At 53.9% G+C, this 22,717-nt stretch carries 24 protein-coding genes and 1 tRNA gene; 1 reads left to right on the top strand and 24 read right to left on the bottom strand.

Going from position 1 to position 22,717, the window contains the following annotated elements; genetic code table 11:
* The 21 genes from VN114_RS07600 to rpsO form a co-directional block, all read right to left on the bottom strand.
* Nucleotides 1-546: NUDIX hydrolase (locus VN114_RS07600; protein WP_325513584.1), on the bottom strand; the 546-nt coding region annotated here is incomplete at its 3' end.
* 47 nt (nt 547-593) lie between these two features.
* Complete coding sequence (locus VN114_RS07595) at nt 594-899, bottom strand: DUF2818 family protein (RefSeq protein ID WP_325513582.1); 306 nt, start codon at nt 897-899, stop codon at nt 594-596.
* Between the two features lie 21 nt (nt 900-920).
* Nucleotides 921-2,405, bottom strand: a complete 1,485-nt coding sequence (nuoN, locus tag VN114_RS07590) for an NADH-quinone oxidoreductase subunit NuoN (protein WP_325513581.1) — start codon at nt 2,403-2,405, stop codon at nt 921-923.
* A 40-nt stretch (nt 2,406-2,445) separates the two neighbouring features.
* Complete coding sequence (locus VN114_RS07585; protein WP_325513579.1) at nt 2,446-3,936, bottom strand: NADH-quinone oxidoreductase subunit M; 1,491 nt, start codon at nt 3,934-3,936, stop codon at nt 2,446-2,448.
* Between the two features lie 21 nt (nt 3,937-3,957).
* Complete coding sequence (gene nuoL, locus VN114_RS07580; RefSeq protein ID WP_325513578.1) at nt 3,958-6,057, bottom strand: NADH-quinone oxidoreductase subunit L; 2,100 nt, start codon at nt 6,055-6,057, stop codon at nt 3,958-3,960.
* Nucleotides 6,058-6,085: 28 nt separating this feature from the next.
* Complete coding sequence (nuoK, locus tag VN114_RS07575; RefSeq protein WP_012079328.1) at nt 6,086-6,394, bottom strand: NADH-quinone oxidoreductase subunit NuoK; 309 nt, start codon at nt 6,392-6,394, stop codon at nt 6,086-6,088.
* A gap of 13 nt (nt 6,395-6,407) precedes the next feature.
* Complete coding sequence (locus VN114_RS07570) at nt 6,408-7,049, bottom strand: NADH-quinone oxidoreductase subunit J (protein ID WP_325513576.1); 642 nt, start codon at nt 7,047-7,049, stop codon at nt 6,408-6,410.
* Between the two features lie 55 nt (nt 7,050-7,104).
* Nucleotides 7,105-7,593 (bottom strand): NADH-quinone oxidoreductase subunit NuoI, encoded by a 489-nt coding sequence (gene nuoI / locus VN114_RS07565; RefSeq protein WP_325513575.1) that lies wholly within the window; start codon nt 7,591-7,593, stop codon nt 7,105-7,107.
* A 34-nt stretch (nt 7,594-7,627) separates the two neighbouring features.
* Nucleotides 7,628-8,695: an NADH-quinone oxidoreductase subunit NuoH gene (nuoH, locus tag VN114_RS07560; protein ID WP_325513574.1), complete on the bottom strand. Its 1,068-nt coding sequence runs from the start codon at nt 8,693-8,695 to the stop codon at nt 7,628-7,630.
* A complete protein-coding gene (nuoG, locus tag VN114_RS07555) occupies nt 8,695-11,034 on the bottom strand; it encodes an NADH-quinone oxidoreductase subunit NuoG (protein ID WP_325513572.1) in 2,340 nt (779 codons plus the stop codon). The genes nuoH and nuoG overlap by 1 nt, the downstream gene beginning before the upstream one ends.
* A 51-nt stretch (nt 11,035-11,085) precedes the next feature.
* Complete coding sequence (gene nuoF / locus VN114_RS07550) at nt 11,086-12,381, bottom strand: NADH-quinone oxidoreductase subunit NuoF (RefSeq protein ID WP_325513570.1); 1,296 nt, start codon at nt 12,379-12,381, stop codon at nt 11,086-11,088.
* Nucleotides 12,378-12,857, bottom strand: a complete 480-nt coding sequence (nuoE, locus tag VN114_RS07545) for an NADH-quinone oxidoreductase subunit NuoE (RefSeq protein WP_325513568.1) — start codon at nt 12,855-12,857, stop codon at nt 12,378-12,380. The genes nuoF and nuoE overlap by 4 nt, the downstream gene beginning before the upstream one ends.
* A 26-nt stretch (nt 12,858-12,883) precedes the next feature.
* Entirely contained in the window at nt 12,884-14,137 is a 1,254-nt protein-coding gene (locus tag VN114_RS07540; RefSeq protein WP_325513567.1) for an NADH-quinone oxidoreductase subunit D, read from the bottom strand.
* Nucleotides 14,137-14,733 carry an NADH-quinone oxidoreductase subunit C gene (locus VN114_RS07535; RefSeq protein WP_325513566.1) on the bottom strand — a complete coding sequence of 199 codons (597 nt, stop codon included), beginning with the start codon at nt 14,731-14,733 and terminating at the stop codon, nt 14,137-14,139. The genes VN114_RS07540 and VN114_RS07535 overlap by 1 nt, the downstream gene beginning before the upstream one ends.
* Nucleotides 14,734-14,751: 18 nt before the next feature.
* A complete protein-coding gene (locus VN114_RS07530) occupies nt 14,752-15,228 on the bottom strand; it encodes a NuoB/complex I 20 kDa subunit family protein (protein ID WP_188419112.1) in 477 nt (158 codons plus the stop codon).
* A 6-nt stretch (nt 15,229-15,234) separates the two neighbouring features.
* Entirely contained in the window at nt 15,235-15,594 is a 360-nt protein-coding gene (locus VN114_RS07525) for an NADH-quinone oxidoreductase subunit A (RefSeq protein ID WP_325513563.1), read from the bottom strand.
* A 114-nt stretch (nt 15,595-15,708) separates the two neighbouring features.
* Nucleotides 15,709-15,793 (bottom strand) — tRNA-Leu (locus VN114_RS07520).
* Between the two features lie 84 nt (nt 15,794-15,877).
* Entirely contained in the window at nt 15,878-16,258 is a 381-nt protein-coding gene (gene secG / locus VN114_RS07515) for a preprotein translocase subunit SecG (protein ID WP_325513561.1), read from the bottom strand.
* Nucleotides 16,259-16,338: 80 nt separating this feature from the next.
* Nucleotides 16,339-17,085 (bottom strand): triose-phosphate isomerase, encoded by a 747-nt coding sequence (tpiA, locus tag VN114_RS07510; RefSeq protein ID WP_325513560.1) that lies wholly within the window; start codon nt 17,083-17,085, stop codon nt 16,339-16,341.
* A 134-nt stretch (nt 17,086-17,219) separates the two neighbouring features.
* Nucleotides 17,220-19,352: a polyribonucleotide nucleotidyltransferase gene (gene pnp / locus VN114_RS07505; RefSeq protein WP_325513558.1), complete on the bottom strand. Its 2,133-nt coding sequence runs from the start codon at nt 19,350-19,352 to the stop codon at nt 17,220-17,222.
* A gap of 212 nt (nt 19,353-19,564) precedes the next feature.
* Nucleotides 19,565-19,834, bottom strand: coding sequence for a 30S ribosomal protein S15 (rpsO, locus tag VN114_RS07500; RefSeq protein ID WP_325513556.1), 270 nt, complete (start codon nt 19,832-19,834; stop codon nt 19,565-19,567).
* A 146-nt stretch (nt 19,835-19,980) separates the two neighbouring features.
* Between rpsO and VN114_RS07495 the strand changes: the two genes are divergently transcribed.
* Nucleotides 19,981-20,490, top strand: coding sequence for a hypothetical protein (locus VN114_RS07495; protein WP_325513554.1), 510 nt, complete (start codon nt 19,981-19,983; stop codon nt 20,488-20,490).
* Between the two features lie 162 nt (nt 20,491-20,652).
* Here the strand turns inward: VN114_RS07495 and oxlT are convergent, their stop codons facing one another.
* From oxlT to VN114_RS07480, 3 genes are all read right to left on the bottom strand, one after another.
* Complete coding sequence (gene oxlT, locus VN114_RS07490) at nt 20,653-21,960, bottom strand: oxalate/formate MFS antiporter (RefSeq protein ID WP_325513552.1); 1,308 nt, start codon at nt 21,958-21,960, stop codon at nt 20,653-20,655.
* 237 nt (nt 21,961-22,197) lie between these two features.
* Complete coding sequence (locus VN114_RS07485) at nt 22,198-22,509, bottom strand: hypothetical protein (protein WP_325513550.1); 312 nt, start codon at nt 22,507-22,509, stop codon at nt 22,198-22,200.
* 1 nt (nt 22,510) lies between these two features.
* A complete protein-coding gene (locus VN114_RS07480; protein ID WP_325513548.1) occupies nt 22,511-22,678 on the bottom strand; it encodes a hypothetical protein in 168 nt (55 codons plus the stop codon).
* Between the last annotated feature and the right edge of the window lie 39 nt (nt 22,679-22,717).

Below are 22,717 nucleotides of genomic sequence, written 5' to 3'. Positions count from 1 at the left end.
CCACTCACCGCTCAGAATTTTCTCCAGCCAGAAAGTGCCGATGATGGTTTTTACGTCGGTGATCTTCCCTTCCTTGACCCATGTCGTCAGTTCATCGGCTCTGGCGTGAAAGATATCGAGGAACTCCTCTTCGTCCAGCTTGCGCTCACCCGCCGTTAGCCCTCTTGCAAGATACAAATCCAGATGTTCATCCGAATAGGCAATCGCATTGTGAATCGTGCAGACGAATTGCCAGTCGGTCGCTGAATAGCCGGTTTCTTCCAGCAGTTCACGTTTCGCGCACGCCAACGGGTCTTCACCAGGATCGATTTTTCCAGCGGGGAATTCAATGAAGACGCGATCCAGTGGATAACGGAACTGGCACTCCATCAACACGGTTCCATCGTCGAACACCGGCAATATGACGACCGCACCCGGATGACGAATATATTCGCGCGTTGCCGGCCGACCATTCGGTAGACGCACCGTATCCTTCTGTACTTTCAGGAAGGAGCCATTGTAGGCCAGCGTGCCGTCAATGCGGATTTCCTTCAGGTGATTATCCATGCCAACTCCATCTTATCAACGACATATGGCACCTGGTGCGATGCCGGTCAGCGACGATGCTTGCGCATGTAGCGCACGACAAAGCCCGGATAGGCCAGCACAAGAAATAGACAGGCAGTCACTGCATAAAATTCCCAGCCTTGCGGAAAAGCATTACCGATGCGCGATTCCAGCAAATGGGCAACGATGCCCACCACCCAGTACAGCGCGAACAATTCGATCAGTCGCAGCCAGACCGGCTTGACTGCCATCGGGAGGGAAATGGCGGCGAAAAGCCGCTCATTGAAGAAAGGAAGGTTGGCGCTGAACAGCGCCAACAGAATCACGAACCAGCTAGCCAGTGAGACATCCACGCGATCGGCGAACGCTGATCGTCAGGAAGCCAGCGTCTTGACGATTGCTGCAGTACAGGCTGCCATCAGCGGCCCTGGCATGATACCCAGCGCCAGTATGGCAACACCATTGATGCTCAAGGCAGCGCTGACATCCTTGCTCACTACCAGCTTCGACGTATCGACAGGTTCATCGAAATACATGACCTTGACGATACGCAAGTAGTAATAGGCGCCGATCAACGAGAACATGACGGCGATAACAGCCAGCCAGATTTGTCCGGTACTCAAGACTGCCTGCAGAACCGACAGCTTGGCGTAGAAGCCGACAACCGGAGGCACACCCGCCAGCGAGAACATCAGCAGCAACATGACCAGCGCAAACCACGGGCTGCGTTGATTCAGGCCCTTGAAATCGTCGATGTTTTCCGCTTCGAAGCCGGCACGCGACAACAGCATGATGACCCCAAAGACGCCCAACGTGGTCAGCACGTAAGAAATCGAATAGAACATCGCGGCACCATAGCCGTTGGTCGTCGAACCGTCGGCGCCTGTTACCACGCCGGACAACAGACCGAGCAGCAGGAAGCCCATCTGAGAAATCGTCGAATAGGCCAACATCCGCTTGATGTTGGTCTGCACGATCGCCGTGATATTACCGATCGCCATCGACAGCACAGCGAGAATCATCAGCATCTGCTGCCAGTCGACCGACAATGCAGACAGGCCCTCAACCAGCAAACGAATCGTGATGGCAAACGTCGCCAGTTTCGGCGCACCGCCCAGGAGCAGCGTAACGGCGGTCGGCGCACCCTGATAGACATCCGGCACCCACATGTGGAATGGCACGACGCCCAGTTTGAATGCCAGGCCGGCCACAACAAATACCACGCCGAATATCAGGACAGGCTTGTTGACCGCGCCGGTTGCAATCGCACGAGAAACTTCCGACAGATCGAGCGAACCGGTTGCACCGTACAGCATTGAAATCCCGTACAGCAGAAAGCCGGAGGCCAGAGCACCGAGCACGAAATACTTCATTGCCGCTTCTGTCGAGATCGCGTGATTGCGACGCATCGCGACCAATGCATACAGCGACAGCGACATCATTTCCAGACCGAGATAGATAATCAGGAAATTGTTGGCTGAAATCATCACCATCTGACCCAGCAACGAGAACAGCGATAGCAGATAAAACTCACCGCCCTGCTGGCCGTTGACCATCTGGCGATCGGTTGCGTACTGGCGCGAATAGATCAACGTCAGCGCGACGGCAACAAACGAGAACACCTTCATCAGGTTCGCCATCGGATCCGAGACAAACATGTTGTTGAATGCGTAGGATGTCGTGCCGCTGCTGAAGTCGCAAAAACTCATCGCACCGCAGACGACCATCGCAATGATCGACAATGCATACGTCACGTTGCGTTTTTCGTCCTTCAGGAACAGATCGACGAGCAGAATGCCCATGATCGCTACCGCGAGGAAGATTTCAGGAAGGACCGGTGTCAGATTCAGATTATTCATTTTGTCGCAATGTGTGTGCGTTCAGTTGCGTGGCCGCTCGTTAATTGAGTTTCGAAATCGCGACATGCTTGAGCAAGTCGGTCACGGAAGTCTGCATCGCATCGGTAAACGGTGCTGGATACAATCCCATTCCCAGCACTGCCAGAGCCAGTACGCCCAGCATCAGGAATTCTCGCTTGTTGAGATCGGTCAGCTCCGCAACGTGATGATTCGAGATTTCACCGAAAATCACGCGCTTGGCCAGCCACAGCGAATAGGCTGCGCCCAGAATCAACGCCGTTGCTGCCAGCATGCCGATCCAGCAGTTGAACTTGACCGCGCCCAGAATCACCATGAATTCGCCGATAAAACCGGAGGTAGCAGGCAGGCCGGCATTACCCATCGAAAACAGAATGAAAAAGGCTGCGAAACGCGGCATCGTATTGACGACGCCACCATAGTCCGCAATGTTGCGAGTATGCATACGGTCATACAGAACACCGATACACAGGAACATCGCGCCGGACACGAAGCCGTGCGAAATCATCTGGGCGATACCACCCTGCACCGCCATGTCATTGAACATGAAGAAGCCCAGCGTCACGAAGCCCATGTGTGCAATCGACGAATACGCAACCAGTTTCTTCATGTCGGTCTGCACCAATGCAACCAGACCGATGTAGATCACGGCAACCAGCGACAGCGTGATCATGAAGCCGGACAGATAGTGACTTGCATCCGGAGTGATCGGCAGCGAAAAACGCAGGAAGCCGTAAGCGCCCAGCTTCAGCATGATGGCAGCCAGCACGACGGAACCGCCGGTTGGCGCTTCAACGTGGGCATCCGGCAGCCAGGTATGCACCGGCCACATCGGCACCTTGACGGCGAATGCCATCAGGAACGCCAGGAAAATCAGGATCTGCGCATTCATCGGCAACGGTAACGCATGCCACGCCAGAATATCGAAGCTGTGGCCGGACTGAAAATACAGATACAGCATCGCCACCAGCATCAACAACGAACCCATGAACGTGTAAAGGAACAGCTTGATCGACGCATACACGCGATTCGCTCCGCCCCACACGCCGATGATGATGAACATCGGGATCAGGGTCGATTCAAAAAACACGTAGAACAGCAAGCCATCCAGTGCGCAGAACACACCGATCATGATGCCGGACAGAATCAGGAAGGAACCCAGATACTGCGATACGCGCTTCTCGATGACTTCCCATGCCGCAATCACGACAAAAATCGTGATGAAGGCAGTCAGTATCACGAACCACAGCGACATGCCGTCAATACCCAACGAGTAGTTGATATTGAAAATATCGATCCAGGCGCGCTTTTCGACAAACTGCATGCCGTGCGCCGCATTGTCGAAACCGGAAATCAACGGCAGTGTAACCAGGAAGCTGACAATCGAGCCGATCAGCGAAACCTTGCGCGACAAACCGGGATTGTCATCGCGACCAATGGCCAGGACCAGGACGCCAAACGCAATCGGCAACCAGATCGCGAGACTCAAAATAGGAAATGTTGACTGCATCATATTTTTATTTGCTTCGCTAACTTATTTGGCCAACAGAGGGAGCATGACGAAATAACTCATCAATCCCAACATGCCGAGGATCATGACAAACGCGTAGTGATAGATGTAACCGGTCTGCAATACACGGATGACGCGCGAGAACCAGCCGACTGCCTTGGCGCTGCCGTTCACGATGAGTCCATCGATCAGTGTCTTGTCACCGACACGAGACAAGCCGCCGCCCAACAGACGCGCACCACCCGCCCAGAAAAACTCGTTGAACTTGTCCATGTAGTACTTGTTATCCAGCAGCGTATGGATGGCGTGGAACTTGCTGAAGAACCATGCCGGAACGCGCGGATTGATCATGTAGCAGTAGTACGCGGCCACCACACCGGACAGCGCCAGCCAGAACGGCAAGGTGCTGAAGCCGTGCAAGGCCATTGCCAGTGCGCCGTGGAATTCTTCGTGCAGAACTTCCATCGCGCCGTGCGCTTCATTGACGGTAATCACACCGTTGAAGAAGCTGCCGTGCAACATCGGTTCAATCGCGAAATAACCGATCACCACCGAAGGAATCGCCAGCAAAATCAGTGGCAACGTCACAACCCATGGCGATTCGTGCGGTTTTTGACCTGGAGCCAAACCGTGATGTTCATCGTGGCCGTGATCATCGTCATGACCGTGTGCATCGTGAGCGTGGTCGTCGTGATGTGCATCAGCTTTTGCATGTGCGTGATCATCATGGTGAGCATGCGCCTTGCCGAAACGTTCTTCGCCGTGGAAAACCAGGAAGTACATACGGAACGAATAGAACGCAGTAACGAACACACCGGCCAGCACCGCGAAGTTCGCGAAGCTTGCGCCCCACAGATGCGTTTCATGGACTGCTTCAATAATGCTGTCCTTTGAATAGAAACCGGCAAAGAACGGTGTGCCGATCAGAGCCAGCGATCCCAGCAATGACGTGATCCAGGTGATCGGCATGTATTTGCGCAGGCCGCCCATGTTGCGGATGTCCTGATCGTGATGCATGCCGATGATGACCGAACCCGCGGCAAGGAACAGCAACGCCTTGAAGAATGCGTGCGTCATCAAGTGGAATACAGCAACCGAGTATGCCGACGCGCCCAGCGCGACCGTCATGTAACCGAGCTGCGACAGCGTCGAATACGCAACCACGCGTTTGATGTCGTTCTGGATAATGCCGAGGAAGCCCATGAACAACGCAGTGATCGAGCCGATGACGAGAATGAACGACAGCGCAGTATCAGACAGTTCAAACAGCGGCGACATGCGGGCGACCATGAAGATACCGGCCGTCACCATCGTTGCTGCATGGATCAGCGCGGAAATCGGGGTTGGACCTTCCATCGAATCAGGCAGCCACACGTGCAGCGGGAATTGTGCGGATTTACCCATCGCGCCGATGAACAGGCAGATACAGGCAACCGTCAGCAACATCCAGTCCGTGCCCGGCAATGTCATTTGAGCCAGGGCGTCTTTCTTTGCGAACACTTCGGCGTAATCCATCGAGCCGGCATATGCCAGCAACAGGCCAATGCCCAGAATGAAGCCGAAATCGCCGACGCGGTTGACCAGGAACGCTTTCATGTTGGCGAAAATCGCGGTCGGTTTCGTGTACCAGAAACCGATCAGCAGATACGAAACCAGGCCCACCGCTTCCCAGCCGAAGAACAGTTGCAGGAAGTTGTTGCTCATGACCAGCATCAACATCGCAAACGTGAACAGCGAGATGTAGGAGAAGAAGCGGTTATAGCCTTCGTCTTCTTCCATGTAGCCGATCGTGTAGATGTGCACCATCAGCGACACGAACGTCACAACACACATCATCATCGCGGTCAGGCTGTCCACCAGGAAACCGACTTCCAGTTTCAGGCCGGCGACCGTCATCCAGGTATAGACGCTGCCGTTATAGGTCGCACCGTCCAGCACGAGCGAGAACGTATGCGCCGACAACAGGAATGCAATCAACACACCGAGAATCGTCACGGTATGCGATGCGGTACGTCCGATGACGTTACCGAAGAATTTCGTGCCAAACAGGCCTGCGATCATGGAGCCGACAAGCGGCGCCAGAGGAATGACCAGAAGGAGGTTAGGGTTAAGTTGCCCCGCCATGATGAACCTTATTCGTTATTGTTCGGAATTAGCCTTTGAGGCCGTCAAGATCTTCGACATTGATGGTATCCAGAGTACGGAACATGGAAACCAGAATGGCAAGACCGATCGCAGCTTCAGCAGCAGCCACCGTCAGAATGAAGAAAACAAAAATCTGACCGGCTGCATCACCCAGGAAATAGGAAAAAGCGACGAAATTCATGTTCACTGCCAGCAGCATCAATTCGATGGCCATCAGCAGGATGATGATATTTTTACGGTTCAGAAAAATACCGACGATTGAGATCGCGAACAGGATCGCGCCAAGAATCAGATAATGTACGAGCGATAACTCCACAGCACTCCCCTTCTTACTTTTGTTCTGCTGCAGGTGCAGCTGGTTGGCTGTCGCCGTCGACGCGGGCTTCTGCTTTCATCTTGACGATACGCAGGCGATCGCTGGCTTTGACGCGTACGGCATCGCCCGGCGCGAAATACTTGCTGTCCTTGCGCTTGCGCATGGTCAATGCCACGGCGGCGATGATCGCCAGCAACAGCAGCAATGCCGCCAATTCAAATGCGTACAGATACTGGGTGTAGATCAGCTTGCCCAATTCTTTCGTGTTGCCGATATTGGCTGATACGGCAGGAACATCCGTATGCGCTCTCCAGAAACCACGGAACAACACGGCCGCCATTTCCAGCACGATCACGACACCAACTGTTGCTGCCAGCGGCAGATAGCCCCAGAAACCTTCGCGCACCTTGCTCAACTTGATGTCGATCATCATCACGACGAAAAGGAACAGCACCATGACCGCGCCAACGTAGACGAGGATCAACACGATGGAAAGGAATTCAGCCTTCAGCAACATCCACAGTGCGGAAGCCGAAGCAAACGACAGCACCAGAAACAACGCTGCATGCACCGGATTGCGATCGGTGATCACACGTATGGCAGCAAGCACGAGGATCGCTGAAAACACGTAAAACAGGACAGTTGTAAATTCCATAATCAACCAAAAAGTCAGTAAAAGTCAGCGCAATGCGGCTGCCAATACTATTAAATCAACGATAGGCCGCGTCGGCGGACCGCGCTGCAGCGATTTCAGGTTCGAAGCGATCACCGACTGCCAGCAGCATCTCTTTGGTGTAGTAGAGATCGCCACGTTTTTCGCCGTGATATTCGAGAATATGCGTCTCGACAATCGAATCGACCGGGCAGGATTCTTCGCAGAAGCCGCAGAAAATGCACTTGGTCAGATCGATGTCGTAACGGGTGGTACGACGCGAGCCGTCAGCGCGTTGATCCGATTCGATCGTGATTGCCATCGCCGGACATACTGCTTCACACAGTTTGCAGGCGATGCAGCGCTCTTCGCCATTTGGATAGCGACGCAATGCGTGCAAACCGCGAAAACGTGGCGACTGCGGTGTTTTCTCTTCCGGAAACTGCACGGTGATCTTGCGCGCAAACATATACCGGCCGGTTAGCGCCATGCCCTTGAACAGCTCGCGCAACATCAAGCTGCCGAAAAAATCCTTGATTGCTTCCATTTCTTGGCTTCCCTTTTTGCTCAGCCTTGCTGCATTAATTCCAGATATTCCATGGCGTCTTCATCCAGATCGCGACGATCAACAGATAAATCAGCGTCAGTGGAATGAACACTTTCCAGCCCAGGCGCATGATCTGGTCATAGCGATAGCGCGGGAATGACGCGCGGAACCAGATGAACAACGTCACGACAAACAGCGTCTTCGCTCCCAGCCAGATCCAACCCGGAATAAAGTCCAGGAACGCCACTGGTGACGACCAGCCTCCGAGGAACATCAAGGTGGCCATGATCGAGATCAGCCACATGTTGGCGTATTCCGCGAGGAAGAACATCGCGAACGACATGCCCGAATATTCGACCATGTGACCGGCAACGATTTCGGACTCGCCTTCCACCACGTCGAACGGATGGCGATTCAATTCAGCCGTACCGGAAACGATGTAGATGACGAACATCGGCAGCAGCGGCAACCAGTTCCACGACAGGAACGTCAGTCCCATGTCCGCGAAACGACCATGCGTTTGTGTCGTCACGATCTCCGTCAAATTCAAGCTGCCGGATACCATCAACACGACGCACAGTACGAAGCCCATCGCGATTTCATACGAAATCATCTGTGCCGAAGCGCGCATCGCACCGAGGAATGCATACTTCGAGTTCGACGCCCAGCCTGCAACGATCACGCCATACACTTCGAGCGAAGTGATTGCCATCACGAACAGCAAACCTGCGTTGACGTTGGCCAGAACAGTTTCCGGACCGAATGGAATCACGGCCCAAGCCGCCAGCGCCGGCATGATCGTCATGATCGGCGCAATGACAAACAATGCCTTGTTGGATTTCGACGGAACGACGATTTCCTTCAGCAGCAGTTTCACGCCGTCGGCGATCGGTTGCAGCAAGCCTGCAGGACCGACACGGTTCGGGCCATGACGCACGTGCATCCAGCCAATCACCTTGCGCTCCCACAGCGTCAGATAGGCAACGCAACCCATCAACGGCGCCACGATGGCGACGATCTTGACGATATTCCAGATCAGCGCCCAGTAAAAACCGAATACCGATTCACCCATTGCGTGAATGGATACGAACAATTGATCCATTACGCTTTCTCCACGCTGATAGAACCAAACATTGCACCGAGGCTTGCAGTCGATTGATGTCCTGCTGCCACGCGCACGACATTGGCTGGCAATGCAGCATCGATCGCAACCTCCAGCGTCACATTGCCAGTACCTTGAGCAACCTTGACACGATCGCCGTTGACGACACCGATTTTTGCAGCCAGATCTGATGACAACCACGCTTTCGGCGCTGCACCGTCAGTCGTTTGTTGCAGTGGTTGCGAACGGCGAACAATCGCATCGCTTGCATAGATCGAAACATCTGCCACACGCTCCAGCTGCGCGCCGGATGCAGCGACGATCGCTTGTGGCGCAATCTTGCCGAAGTTGTTCAGACGCGGTTGCAGGCTGGCTTCCGCCGGGGCATTTGCACCGATGATTTCGTTGCGAATCGCTTCCGATGTTTCATAATCGAAACCGCTCAAGTCCAGCAGGTTGCCGAGCACGCGCAACACTTTCCATGCCGGGCGTGTATCGCCCAAGGGCTTCACCGTACCATTGAAGCTTTGTGCACGGCCTTCCGCATTGACAAACGTACCCGAGGTTTCCGAAAACGGAGCGATTGGCAACATGACGTCGGCATAATCTGCACCATGCTTGAATGGCGACATGACGACAACCATCTCTGCTTGATTCAATGCACCGCGTGCAACTTGCGGATTGAAACTGTCGAACTCCGGCTCCGCGTTCAACAGAACGTAAGCCTTGCGCGGCTGTTCGAATGCTTGCGCAGCATTGGCACCGCTGGCGCCTGGCAAAGCGTTCGCCAGATAACCGCCGACTGTATTTGCCGCTTCTGTCAGGAAGCCGAATTTCGCATCGGTATTCTGAGCAATCCACTCTGCCGCAGCGTGCAGTTTTGCCGCTTGCGGATGCTGCAATACTGCATTACCCAGCAAGACAGCTTTTGGTTCACCGGACAGCAGGCTTGCAGCAATCTGCTTGGCCTCCGCCGATGCTTCAATCTTGTCGAAACCGGCCGGCGCAGCGATGCCGCGTGCCTGAGCAACGGCAGCAATCACTTCACTCAATGCTGCCAGCCAGTCCGATGGCGCCTTGATCATCTTGTTTGCCACCGGCATCAACAGGTCGTCATCGGTCGCGTGCAGAACACTGACACTGGCGCCCTTCTTCACTGCCTGGCGCAAACGGGCTGCCAGCAGCGGATGATCCTTGCGCAGGAATGAACCGATCACAAAGGCACGCTTCAATTCGCCAAATTCCGTAACCGACATGCCCAACCACGGCTTGACGGATGCATCCAGCGAAAAGTCCGATTGGCGCAGACGGAAATCGATGTTTTCCGAACCGATGCCGCGCACCAGTTTCTGCAGCAGCGACAACTCTTCCAGCGTCGAATAAGGTGTCGCCAGTGCAGCGATCGAATTCGCACCGTGTTCATGCTTGATATTGCGCAAACCGTGAGCGACATATTCCAGTGCTGTCTGCCAGTCGGTTTCCTGCCACTTGCCGTCCTGCTTGATCATTGGATTGGTCAAGCGGTCTTCGCTATACAATCCTTCGTAGGCAAAACGATCCTTGTCCGAGATCCAGCATTCGTTGACATCGTCGTTTTCCAATGGCAGAACGCGCATGACCTTGCCTGCCTTGACCTGAACAATCAGGTTGGCACCGAGACTGTCATGCGGGCTGACCGATTTGCGACGCGACAATTCCCAGGTGCGGGCGCTGTAACGGAACGGCTTCGACGTCAATGCACCGACCGGGCACAAATCAATCATGTTGCCGGACAATTCGGAATCGACAGTCTTGCCGACGAACGAAGTGATCTCTGCGTGTTCACCGCGATTCAGCATGCCGAATTCCATCACGCCGGCAACTTCCTGACCGAAACGAACGCAGCGCGTGCAGTGAATGCAACGGCTCATTTCCTGCATCGAGATCAGCGGGCCGACATCCTTCGGAACAACGACGCGCTTCTCTTCTTCATAGCGCGAGGATGAATCGCCATATCCGACAGCGAGATCCTGCAATTGACATTCGCCGCCCTGATCGCAGATTGGGCAATCGAGCGGATGATTGATCAGCAGGAATTCCATCACGCCTTTTTGCGCCTTGACCGCTTTTTCGCTGTTCGAGCGAACGACCATGCCAGGCATCACCGGCGTTGCACATGCCGGCAACGGCTTCGGAGCCTTTTCGACTTCGACAAGGCACATGCGGCAGTTCGCCGCAACGGACAATTTTTTGTGGTAACAAAAGTGCGGGATGTATGTGCCAAGTTTATTGGCCGCATCCATCACCATGCTGCCTTCCTGCACTTCGACTTTTTTACCGTCTATTTCGATTTCAACCATGGCTCTGCTTTTTGCCTTAGGATTCTCAGTTACGTCACTAAGCGATCTGACTTATACGTATGCGGGTACCAAGCAATGCTTATGCTCGATGTGATATTCAAACTCTTCGCGGAACTGCTGGATCATTGCACGCACCGGCATCGCAGCTGCATCACCCAGTGCACAAATCGTGCGTCCCTGGATGTTGTCCGCAATTGAATTGAGCATGTCAAGATCCTCTGCCCGACCTTGACCATTCTCGATACGATGAACCATGCGATACAGCCAGCCGGTGCCTTCACGGCACGGTGTGCACTGACCACAGGACTCTTCAAAATAGAAGTAGGACAGACGCAGCAAGGATTTGACCATGCAGCGCGTTTCATCCATGACGATGACAGCACCTGAACCCAGCATGGAACCCGCCTTGGCGACCGAGTCATAATCCATATCGGTGGCCATCATGACATCGCCGCGCACGACCGGAACCGAAGAACCGCCCGGGATCACTGCCTTGAGCTTTTTGCCGCCGCGCACGCCACCTGCCAGTTCCAGGAGGGTTGCGAATGGCGTCCCCAGAGGAATTTCATAATTGCCCGGATTGGTGACATCGCCGGATACCGAGAAAATCTTGGTGCCGCCATTGTTCGGCTTGCCCAATCCAGCATATGCCTCAGCACCCACCTGGAAAATGAACGGTACGGCTGCGAATGTTTCCGTGTTGTTGATCGTGGTCGGCTTGCCGAACAAACCATAACTTGCAGGGAAAGGCGGCTTGAAGCGCGGCTGCCCTTTTTTTCCTTCGATCGATTCCAGCAAAGCGGTTTCTTCGCCGCAAATGTATGCGCCATAACCGTGGAACGCGTGCAACTGGAAGCTATGCGACGATCCCAGGATATTGTCACCAAGGAAACCGGCAGCACGCGCCTGTTCCAGCGCCTCTTCAAAGCGTTGGTACTCGCCGAAAATCTCACCGTGAATATAGTTGTAACCAACGGTCACACCCATCGCATAGGCAGCAATGGTCATGCCTTCAATCACAGCATGCGGATTGTAGCGAAGAATGTCGCGATCCTTGAATGTGCCTGGCTCGCCCTCATCCGAATTACACACCACGTATTTCTGGCCTTCGTAATTCTTCGGCATGAAGCTCCACTTCAAGCCGCTCGGGAAACCTGCGCCGCCACGACCGCGCAGCGTCGATGCCTTGACTTCGGCAATCACCTGCTCCGGTGTCATGCCTTCTTTCAGGATGCGCTTCAGCGACTCGTAGCCACCACGTTTGACGTAGTCTTCCAGACCCCAGTTATCGCCATTGAGATTCGCGAATATCAATGGTTTGATATGACGATTGTGCAAGCTGGTCATTTCTTCAATTCCTCTACCAGGGCATCGATTTTCTCGTCAGACATGAAGCTGCACATACGATGATTATTGACCAGCATGACTGGGGCATCGCCGCAGGCGCCCATGCATTCGCCTTCTTGCAGAGTGAACTGACCATCCGCCGTCGTTTCACGATAGTCGATCCCGAGCTTTTCCTTCAGATAGTGTGCTGCACGCTCGCCACCGGACAACAGGCAAGGCAAGTTGGTGCAAACCGAAATCTTGGTCTTGCCAACTGGCTTGGTGTTGTACATGTTGTAGAACGTTGCCACTTCCTGCACCGCGATGGCTGGCATGCGCAGGTAGTCCGCGACTTCCTGCATGACTTCCGGCGACAACCAGTTGGTTTCAACTTGTGCAATCGCCAATGTGGCCATCACGGCAGACTGACGCTGCTCTGGCGGAAACTTGGCGATCTCGCGATCGATTTTTTTGTACGCTTGTTCTGATAACAGCATGCTATGCCTCTAATATTGAGCCGCAGTTAGCGGTCAATCTCACCAAACACAATATCTTGCGTGCCGATAATCGTTACCGCATCGGCAATCATGTGACCTTTGGCCATTTCATCCAGACCTTGCAAATGTGCAAAACCTGGCGCGCGAATCTTCATGCGATACGGCTTGTTCGCACCGTCCGAAATCAGATACAAACCGAACTCACCCTTCGGATGCTCCACCGCGGAATACGCTTCGCCTGGCGGCACGTGGAAACCTTCGGTAAAGAGCTTGAAGTGGTGAATCAGGTCTTCCATGTTCGACTTCATGCCGACGCGCGATGGCGGCGCAACCTTGTGGTTGCTCGTCATGACGGGACCTGGATTGTTGCGCAGCCATTCGATGCATTGCTTGATGATGCGATTCGATTGGCGCATTTCTTCAACACGCACCAGATAACGGTCATAGCAATCGCCATTGGTGCCGACAGGAATATCGAAATCCAGCAGGTCGTAGACTTCGTATGGTTGCGTCTTGCGCAGATCCCATTCGATGCCGGAACCACGCAGCATCGCACCGGTGAATCCCATGGCCTTTGCACGCTCCGGCGTTACCACGCCGATACCGACCAGACGTTGTTTCCAGATACGATTATCGGTCAACAGGGTTTCGTATTCATCAACGTAACCCGGGAAGCGATTGGTAAAATCCTCGATGAAGTCGAGTAGCGAACCCTGACGATTTTCGTTCAGTTGCTTGATCGCTTTTGCATTGCGGATAATCGACGCCTTATGCTGCGGCATCACATCCGGCAGATCGCGATAGACACCACCCGGACGATAGTAGGCAGCATGCATACGCGCGCCCGAAACCGCCTCGTAGCAATCCATCAAGTCTTCACGCTCGCGGAACGCATACAGGAACACACCCATTGCACCAACGTCGAGAGCGTGAGCGCCCAGCCACATCAGATGATTCAGGATGCGCGTAATCTCATCGAACATCACGCGAATGTATTGCGCGCGCAACGGCACATCAACGCCGAGCAGCTTCTCGATTGCCATCACATACGCGTGCTCATTACACATCATCGACACATAGTCGAGACGATCCATGTACGGCACGGACTGCAAATAGGTTTTCTGTTCAGCGAGTTTTTCGGTCGCGCGATGCAACAAGCCGATATGCGGATCGGCACGTTGAATAACTTCGCCATCCAGTTCCAGAACCAGACGCAGCACACCGTGTGCCGCCGGGTGCTGAGGGCCGAAGTTAAGGGTGTAGTTCTTGATCTCAGCCATTATTTCATCCCGTACTGTTCTTCACGAATCACGCGAGGCACGTTTTCGCGCGGCTCAATCGTGACGGGTTGATAGATCACCCGCTTTTGTTCTGGGTCGTAACGCATTTCGACGTAACCCGATACTGGGAAGTCTTTGCGGAACGGATGGCCAATGAAGCCATAATCGGTCAGGATGCGGCGCAGATCGTTGTGACCTTCGAACAGAATGCCGTAGAAATCAAACGCTTCGCGCTCATACCAGTTGGCAGATGGCCAGATATCGGTCAGCGAAGCGACAACCGGCATTTCGTCGTCCGATGCGAATACGCGCACACGCAAACGCCAGTTATGCGTGACCGACAACAGGTGCGAAACCACGGCAAAGCGCGGACCTTCCCACACGCCGTCGCCGTATGTCGAATAGTCGACACCGCACAAATCAATCAATTCTTCGAATCGCAAATCGGCGTGGTCGCGCACAACGCGCATTGCCGATGCATAGTCATTCGACTTCACAACAATGGTCACTTCACCGAGCGCCACTGTCAGACTTTGGAGTTGCTCGCCGAGCGCATTGCGCAAGGAAGCTTCGAGGAGTTCTAGTTTGGTCGTCATATTGGCTCGCCGCGATCCTTAGCGTGCAATCGTGTTGGTGCGGCGGATCTTGGTTTGCAGCTGCATGATCCCGTACAACAATGCCTCAGCCGTCGGGGGACAGCCAGGAACGTAAACATCGACCGGCACAATGCGATCGCAACCGCGCACAACCGAATACGAATAATGGTAGTAGCCACCGCCGTTTGCGCAGGAGCCCATCGAAATCACCCAGCGCGGTTCGGCCATCTGGTCATACACCTTGCGCAATGCCGGCGCCATCTTGTTGCACAGCGTTCCGGCCACGATCATCACGTCAGACTGACGCGGAGAAGGACGGAACACCACACCAAAACGATCCAGATCGTAACGTGACGCGCCGGCATGCATCATTTCCACCGCACAGCACGCAAGACCAAATGTCATCGGCCACATCGAGCCGGTGCGGGTCCAGTTGATCAGCTTGTCGGCTGTCGTGGTAACAAAACCCTCGTTCAATACGCCTTCAATTGCCATGACTTCTTACTCCCAATCCAGCGCGCCTTTTTTCCATTCGAATACCAGACCGATGGTCAGCACTCCAAGGAAAATCATCATTGACCAAAATCCCAGCATTCCGACTTCGCGCATCGCCACTGCCCACGGCACGAGGAACGCCACTTCGAGATCGAACAGAATGAACAGGATCGCAACAAGGTAATAGCGCACATCGAACTTCATGCGCGCATCTTCAAATGCCTCGAAACCACACTCATACGGGGAAAGTTTTTGTTCATCCGGCTTATGGGGAGCAAGTACGCGCCCCAAAACTTGCGGAACGACGCCGACACCGATGCCGACCAGGATGAAGAGCAGAACGGGGAAATAATTTTCGAGGTTCACGATTCGCAGCAGTTGGTTAAACGATTAGGTGATTCGAACGTCACTTGTTGCATCGAGCGACAATCTGTCGATAAAACCAGCGAATACTTCTTCTCACTGGCATTGAATTTCCGTTGGTGCCGACGGCGAGACTCGAACTCGCACAGCTTTCGCCACTACCCCCTCAAGATAGCGTGTCTACCAATTTCACCACGTCGGCGCAAGACTTACATTTTAACCTGCTTTGATGCTTTTGTTCAATGCGAATTGCACTGTAACAAGCACAAACTCAGAGGGGAGCGCCTTACTTTGGAACTTGATTCGATTGCCCTGCATCGCCTGCCGGTTTGGCCGGCTCAGCTCCAGGAACGGACGATTCGGCAGGCGCCGCACCCGGAACAGAGGAAGCGGGAATGTTTTCCATCACACCACCACCGACAGCCGCGGGCTTGTTGTTGATGAAAGCGAGGCCCAGCGTCGCAGCAAAAAAAATCGCAGCAGCAACACCCGTCGATTTCGACAGAAAGTTCGACGACCCTGTCGCACCGAACAAGCTGCCGGACGCACCCGAACCGAACGACGCTCCCATGTCAGCGCCCTTGCCGTGCTGCAGCAATACGAGGCCGATGATCGTCAGTGCCGACAGCACCTGGAGAATGACGATAATGGTGTGCAAACTATTCATTTAAATTTCCAGTTGTAATGCGTAATACATACGCCAATAAGTACGAAATTGAATTCAATGCATATTGAATTCGTAAACTTTCAACCTTTGCAGACGATCGACAAAAAGTCTGTCGCCTTCAACGCCGCGCCGCCAATCAATCCACCGTCGATATCCGACATGGCCATCAGCTCTGCTGCGTTGTCCGGCTTCATGCTTCCGCCGTACAAGATTCTGACATTGCTCGCTGCTTCCGCATTTTTTTCTCGCAGACGCCGGCGCAGCATTGCGTGGACTTCCTGTGCCATGTCAGGCGTCGCCGTCTTGCCCGTCCCGATCGCCCAAACCGGCTCGTATGCTACAACAATCCTGCTCAAATCATCAGCACTCAGAAGCGACAGCACCGCCTCGATTTGATTACCGACAACGACTTCGGTCTGCCCTGCTCCTCGTTGCGACAATGTTTCACCAACACACACAATCGGAATCAAGCCGGAATCGATCGCCCGTCTTGTCTTGCGTGAAATGAGATCATCGGTCTCGCCGAAATACGCACGTCGTTCCGAATGGCCGACAATCACATAACGGCAACCGAATTCCATCAGCATGGTTGCCGATACTTCACCGGTATAGGCACCGGACTCGTGCAACGACAGATCCTGCGCGCCCAGCCGAATGGATGTTCCATCAAGCAGTTGCTGACACTGGGCAAGATAGGGATATGGCACACATACCGCTACATCGCATGCACCGTCAGCGAATTCGGCCTTGATCCCCGCCAGCAACTGCGCATTGGCAGCCAGGCTGCCGTTCATTTTCCAGTTGCCTGCGACGAGTTTGCGGCGCATATCCATTCCGTGATTTCAATAACCCGCTATTCTAGCCTGTGGCGTCAAACATGGTCAAACCAAAGCATCCCCTCCCCCATGAAAAAACCGCCCGGAGCTTTCGCTGCGAGCGGCTTTTTTTCGAGACGCCGAACTTAGTCTTGTGGAGCCGGTTCCGGATTTTCATCCGATACCGCGGCTTTCATCGAGAGTTTCAGGCGACCCCGATCGTCGGTTTCCAGTACCTTGACACGAACTTGTTGACCTTCTTTCAGGTAATCGGCCACGGCATTGACGCGTTCATTGGCGATCTGACTGATATGCAACAAGCCATCCTTGCCTGGCATGACTTGAACAATCGCGCCGAAGTCGAGCAGTTTCAGAACGGTGCCTTCGTAGACCTTGCCAACTTCAACCGAAGCCGTCAATTCCTCGATGCGACGTTTTGCTTCCTGACCGGCTGTTGCATCGACGGATGCAATTGTGACCACACCTTCGTCGCTGATATCAATCTGCGTACCGGTTTCTTCCGTCAGTGCGCGAATGACTGCGCCGCCCTTGCCGATGACGTCACGGATTTTCTCCGGATTGATCTTGATCGTGATGAGGCGCGGTGCAAAGTCGGACAACTCGCCAGTCGTGCCACTTGGTACGGCTTTTTCCATTTCGCCGAGGATATGAATACGACCCTCTTTAGCTTGCGCCAGAGCGACTTGCATGATTTCCTTGGTGATACCCTGGATCTTGATATCCATTTGCAGTGCGGTAATACCGTTGGCCGTACCTGCCACCTTGAAATCCATGTCGCCGAGATGATCTTCATCGCCAAGAATGTCTGTCAGAACGGCAAACTTGTTGCCGTCCTTGATCAAGCCCATTGCGATACCGGCAACGTGTGCCTGCATCGGAACGCCAGCATCGGCCAGCGCCAGGCAGCCGCCGCAGACCGAAGCCATCGATGACGAACCGTTGGATTCGGTAATTTCCGAAACCAGACGAACGGAGTAGCTGAATTCTTCCGGTGCCGGCAATGCAGCAACAAGTGCACGTTTTGCCAGACGGCCGTGGCCGATTTCACGGCGCTTTGGCGTACCGACGCGACCGGTTTCACCGGTAGCAAACGGAGGCATGTTGTAGTGCATCATAAAGCGATCCGAGTACTCGCCCATCAAAGCATCGATCTTTTGTTCATCGCGTGCGGTACCCAGCGTTGCGATAACCAGTGCCTGCGTTTCGCCACGGGTGAACAGTGCCGAACCGTGCGTACGCGGCAGTACGCCGGTACGAATCGTGATCGGACGAACGGTACGCGTATCGCGGCCGTCGATGCGTGGTTCGCCTTCGAGAATCTGCGAGCGAACGATCTTCGCTTCCAGATCGAACAGGATGTTGCCAACTTCGGACGAATCAGGCGCTTCGCCACCGATCGATGCGGCTTCTGCAACCAATTCAGCGTTGACTTCAGCGAAAGCATCTTTCAATTTTGCCGTACGAGCCTGCTTGTCTTTGGTTTGGTAAGCAGCGCGCAGTTTAGCTTCAGCGAAATGAGCAACGCGAGCGATCAGCGCCTCGTTCTTCGGAGCCGGGCTCCATTGCACTTCAGGCTTGCCGCCATCGCGCACCAGTTCGTGGATTGCGTCGATGACTGCCTTCATTTGTTCATGACCGTAAACAACTGCGCCCAGCATAACGTCTTCCGACAATTGCTGTGCTTCGGATTCGACCATCAGCACGGCGGTTTCGGTACCGGCAACGACCAGATCCATTTTGGATTGCTTCAGTTGCGATGCGGTCGGATTCAGGATGTATTGACCGTCGATGTAACCCACGCGTGCGGCGCCGAGCGGGCCAGCAAATGGAATACCTGCGACCGACAAGGCAGCCGATGCACCGATCATCGAGGCGATATCCGGGTCGATTTCAGGGTTGACCGACAGCACGTGAATAATGATCTGAACTTCGTTCAGATAGCCTTCCGGGAACAGCGGACGAATCGGGCGATCGATCAGACGCGACGTCAGCGTTTCCTTTTCGGACGGACGGCCTTCGCGCTTGAAGAACCCGCCAGGGATGCGACCTGCCGCATAAGCTTTCTCTACATAGTCAACGGTCAAAGGAAAGAAATCCTGACCCGGCTTCGCATCCTTGCGAGCAACCACAGTCGCGAGCACAACAGTATCTTCGATCGAGACCATGACGGCGCCCGATGCCTGGCGAGCGATTTCGCCTGTTTCGAGCGTGACCTTGTGCTGGCCGTACTGGAAGGTTTTGGTGACTTTATTAAACACGGTGTTCCCTTTCTGATTTGCCGACAGATTTTCAGGCGCTGTCGTTCACCTCACCACAAACGAGACGCCGGCAGGCGCGTCGTTTTCATTCACTGCTTGTTGATGCGAACTTCAGGATGCAAACTGCAAAACATCCAAAAACAAAATGCCCGCATCAGAGTACTGACGCAGGCATTTTTTAAAACGAAAGCTGACTGGAATTTCGCAACGAATTACTTGCGCAGACCGAGTTTCACGATCAGATCGCGATAACGCGTTGCGTCCTTGTTTTTCAGATAGGCCAGCAGGCTTTTGCGACGGTTAACCATCATCAGCAAACCACGGCGGGAATGGTGATCCTTCGTGTGTTCCTTGAAATGGCTATTGAGTTCATTGATACGTGCGGTCAGCAGAGCGACTTGCACTTCCGGCGATCCGGTATCGTTTTGGCCACGCGCGTTATCAGCGACGATGGCTGCCTTGTTTGCTTTTTCGAGAGACATGATTACCTTTCACATGCGATGCACAGAGTCTTGACCCCGTACATCGTGAACAACGATTAATAAGACTGGTCGAACAGACCAGCCCCGCAGTATAGCGGAAATGCCAAGGCGATTCAAACACTTAGCCGATTATTTCGAGGGAAATCATGAGACAACTCCAAAAAACGTTCCTTGCCGGCATGCTTTTACTGACAAGCGCCTGCGCAATGTTTCAGCCAGTGGCACTGAATCCCGGGGAAACGGAAGCCGAAGTAATCACCAAACTGGGGCGCCCGTCTTTTCGCATGCCGGACGGCAACGGATTCATTCTCGAATACAACCGCAATCCCTGGGGTCAAGCCATCAACATGGCTCGCTTTGACAGCGCCGGCAGATTGATCACTTACGAGCAGGTATTGACCGTTGAAAAATTTGCCACGATCAAACCCGGCGTTGCCGATAAATCCTATGTGCTTCGCACCATCGGCCACCCATCGGAAACTTCCTGGCTTTCACGGCAGGAACTGGAAGTTTGGACCTATCCCTACAAAGAACAAGGCGTGTGGAATTCGTTGATGCATGTTCATTTCGACAAGAATGGCGTCGTGAAGAAACTGGAAAACGGACAGGATTTGCGCTTCGACCGTGACGGCAAGTTCGGTTTCTTCGGTCGATAAAGTCGTTTCTTGCAAATCATCGCCACAAAAAAGAAAGGCCGGCGCTTTCACGCCAGCCTTAAACAGGTACAACTCAGGTAAAACTTTTAGATCAGTTAGCAGCGCTTGCGAGGCCAGCGACCTGCTCTCTTCAAACGGGCATCAACGATGCCCGGATCTTCATCAGGCAGCAACCTTGCCGTCAGCTTCCATTGCAGCAGCTTTCGCATCGCCTTCGGCCAGCATGCGCTTGCGCATAGGCGACAGGATCAGCTTGGCGGACAAACCTGCAACGATGGTCATGATTGCAGCAACAACAAACACGCGGCTCCAGCCACCGCTTGCCGACAACAACGATGCCAGCGGAACCAGCAACGAAGCCGTGCCTTTTGCGGTGTACAACGTACCGTTGTTACCGGTTGCGTACTTCGTGCCGAAGGTATCGCCGCAGATCGCTGGGAAGATCGAATAGATTTCGCCCCAGAACAGGAAGATCAGCGCAGCGAACGTCATGAATGCTACTGGCTCGTGACCGAACTTCATCAGACCCAGCAATGCCAGACCTTCACCAACGAACACCAGCAACATCGTGTTTTCACGACCGAGACGATCGGAAATGAAGCCGCACAGTGGACGGGTAAAACCGTTAGCCAGGCTGTCGATCGACAAGGTCATCGTCAGCAATGGCAGCGTTGCGCCGAACAGCGTGACAGGCAACGAAGCCAGACCGAAGTCCTTGGCGATTGGGCCGATTTGCGCAGTAGCCATCAAACCACCGGCAGCCACCATCACGAACAGCACGTACATCACCCAGAACACTGGCGTTTTCAGCATTTGCTTGCCGGTGTAATCAATCTTGCTGGACGAAATGCGCTTAGGAATAACCAGATTCTTCGGCGTAACAGGACGCACCAGCAGCATTGCCAGAATGAAAATGACGATACCCTGGATCAGACCGAAAGTCAGGAACGTATGTTCGTAACCGGAAGCCTTGATCATGTTGGCGATCGGGATGATGGTGACAGCAGCACCCGCACCGAAACCGGCAGCAGTCAGGCCAGCAGCCAGACCGCGACGATCAGGGAACCATTTCAGCGCGTTACCGACGCAGGTACCGTAAACGCAGCCTGCGCCGATACCCGAAACGACAGCGGCAAAATACAGCATGCCGAGCGTATCGGCCTGGCTGTTCAAGATCCAGCCAAGACCTGCGCAGATGCCGCCGAAAGCGACAACTGGACGAGGACCGAATTTATCGACCAGGTAACCTTCGATCGGCACCAACCATGTTTCGGTCAGAACGAAGATCGAGAATGCGACCTGAATGGCGGTCTTGCCCCAGTGATGCGCGTTGTCGATCGGACCGACGAACAGCGTCCAGCCGTATTGCAGGTTGGCCACCAGTGCCATACAGAAAAGGCCGATCACCAGTTGCCACCAGCGATTTTTAAAGCCTGTGGTTGCGCTTTGCGCGTTAATTGCGTTGCTCATTGTCTAACTACCTCTCAAGAAGTCATGAATGACGAAACGACATGGCTCAAGGAACCAATAATCCGTTTCTGGATACAGCGATGAATTGGCAGATATTCGGATAGGGAACGCGACGATCAACCGCAAAGGTCAATGCCATCCGACGCCAAAGGCGTGGTGACGCGTTTTGTGATGATGACGCTGACCTGAAAAGGCTGAACGACGCACGTCAGTCACGTGCCATCACACGAATATCTGTTACAGGAGCGGGGGTGCGCGGGAAGAGTAATAACTCAGGACAACCGGCGACAGACGGATGATGCCCGTCTCTACCGGGACTTCAACGTGACCGGCGATATCCGGTAGCGTGAAAGAGGTAGGAAGTCCGGTGAAGTCGTCGAGCAACAGCTGGCGACCGGCATCGTCCGACGAGGAATCGTCCTCAAAGGTGTACTGGTGGCTGTCGGCGACTGAATTGCACGCATGTTTCAACGTATCGGCGAACGCAATCTGCTGCGAAAACAGCAGAAGCAGCGATAGCCAGATAGTGGATAACAGACGCGATTTCATTTCAGGTGGCGCGGATGGCTGGATGCAACTTTGTCATCCGTCCTTTGATTGCAACGAGGACGCGATTATAAAGGCATTTTTCAGATATTGCAGGCAGGACTAACAGATATTTCATTAGCGCATACCATGCGGCAATTCTGATCCGCGATTTTTCTTGTTCGTTTTTCATGTTATTCCTGCAGAAAATGGAAAACGTAAAACTTGTCTC

This window comes from Oxalicibacterium sp., from assembly GCF_035565035.1.
GTDB lineage: Bacteria > Pseudomonadota > Gammaproteobacteria > Burkholderiales > Burkholderiaceae_D > Oxalicibacterium.
The sequence above is the reverse complement of the archived record's forward strand: the minus strand, read 5'-3'. Positions and strand labels throughout refer to the sequence as shown.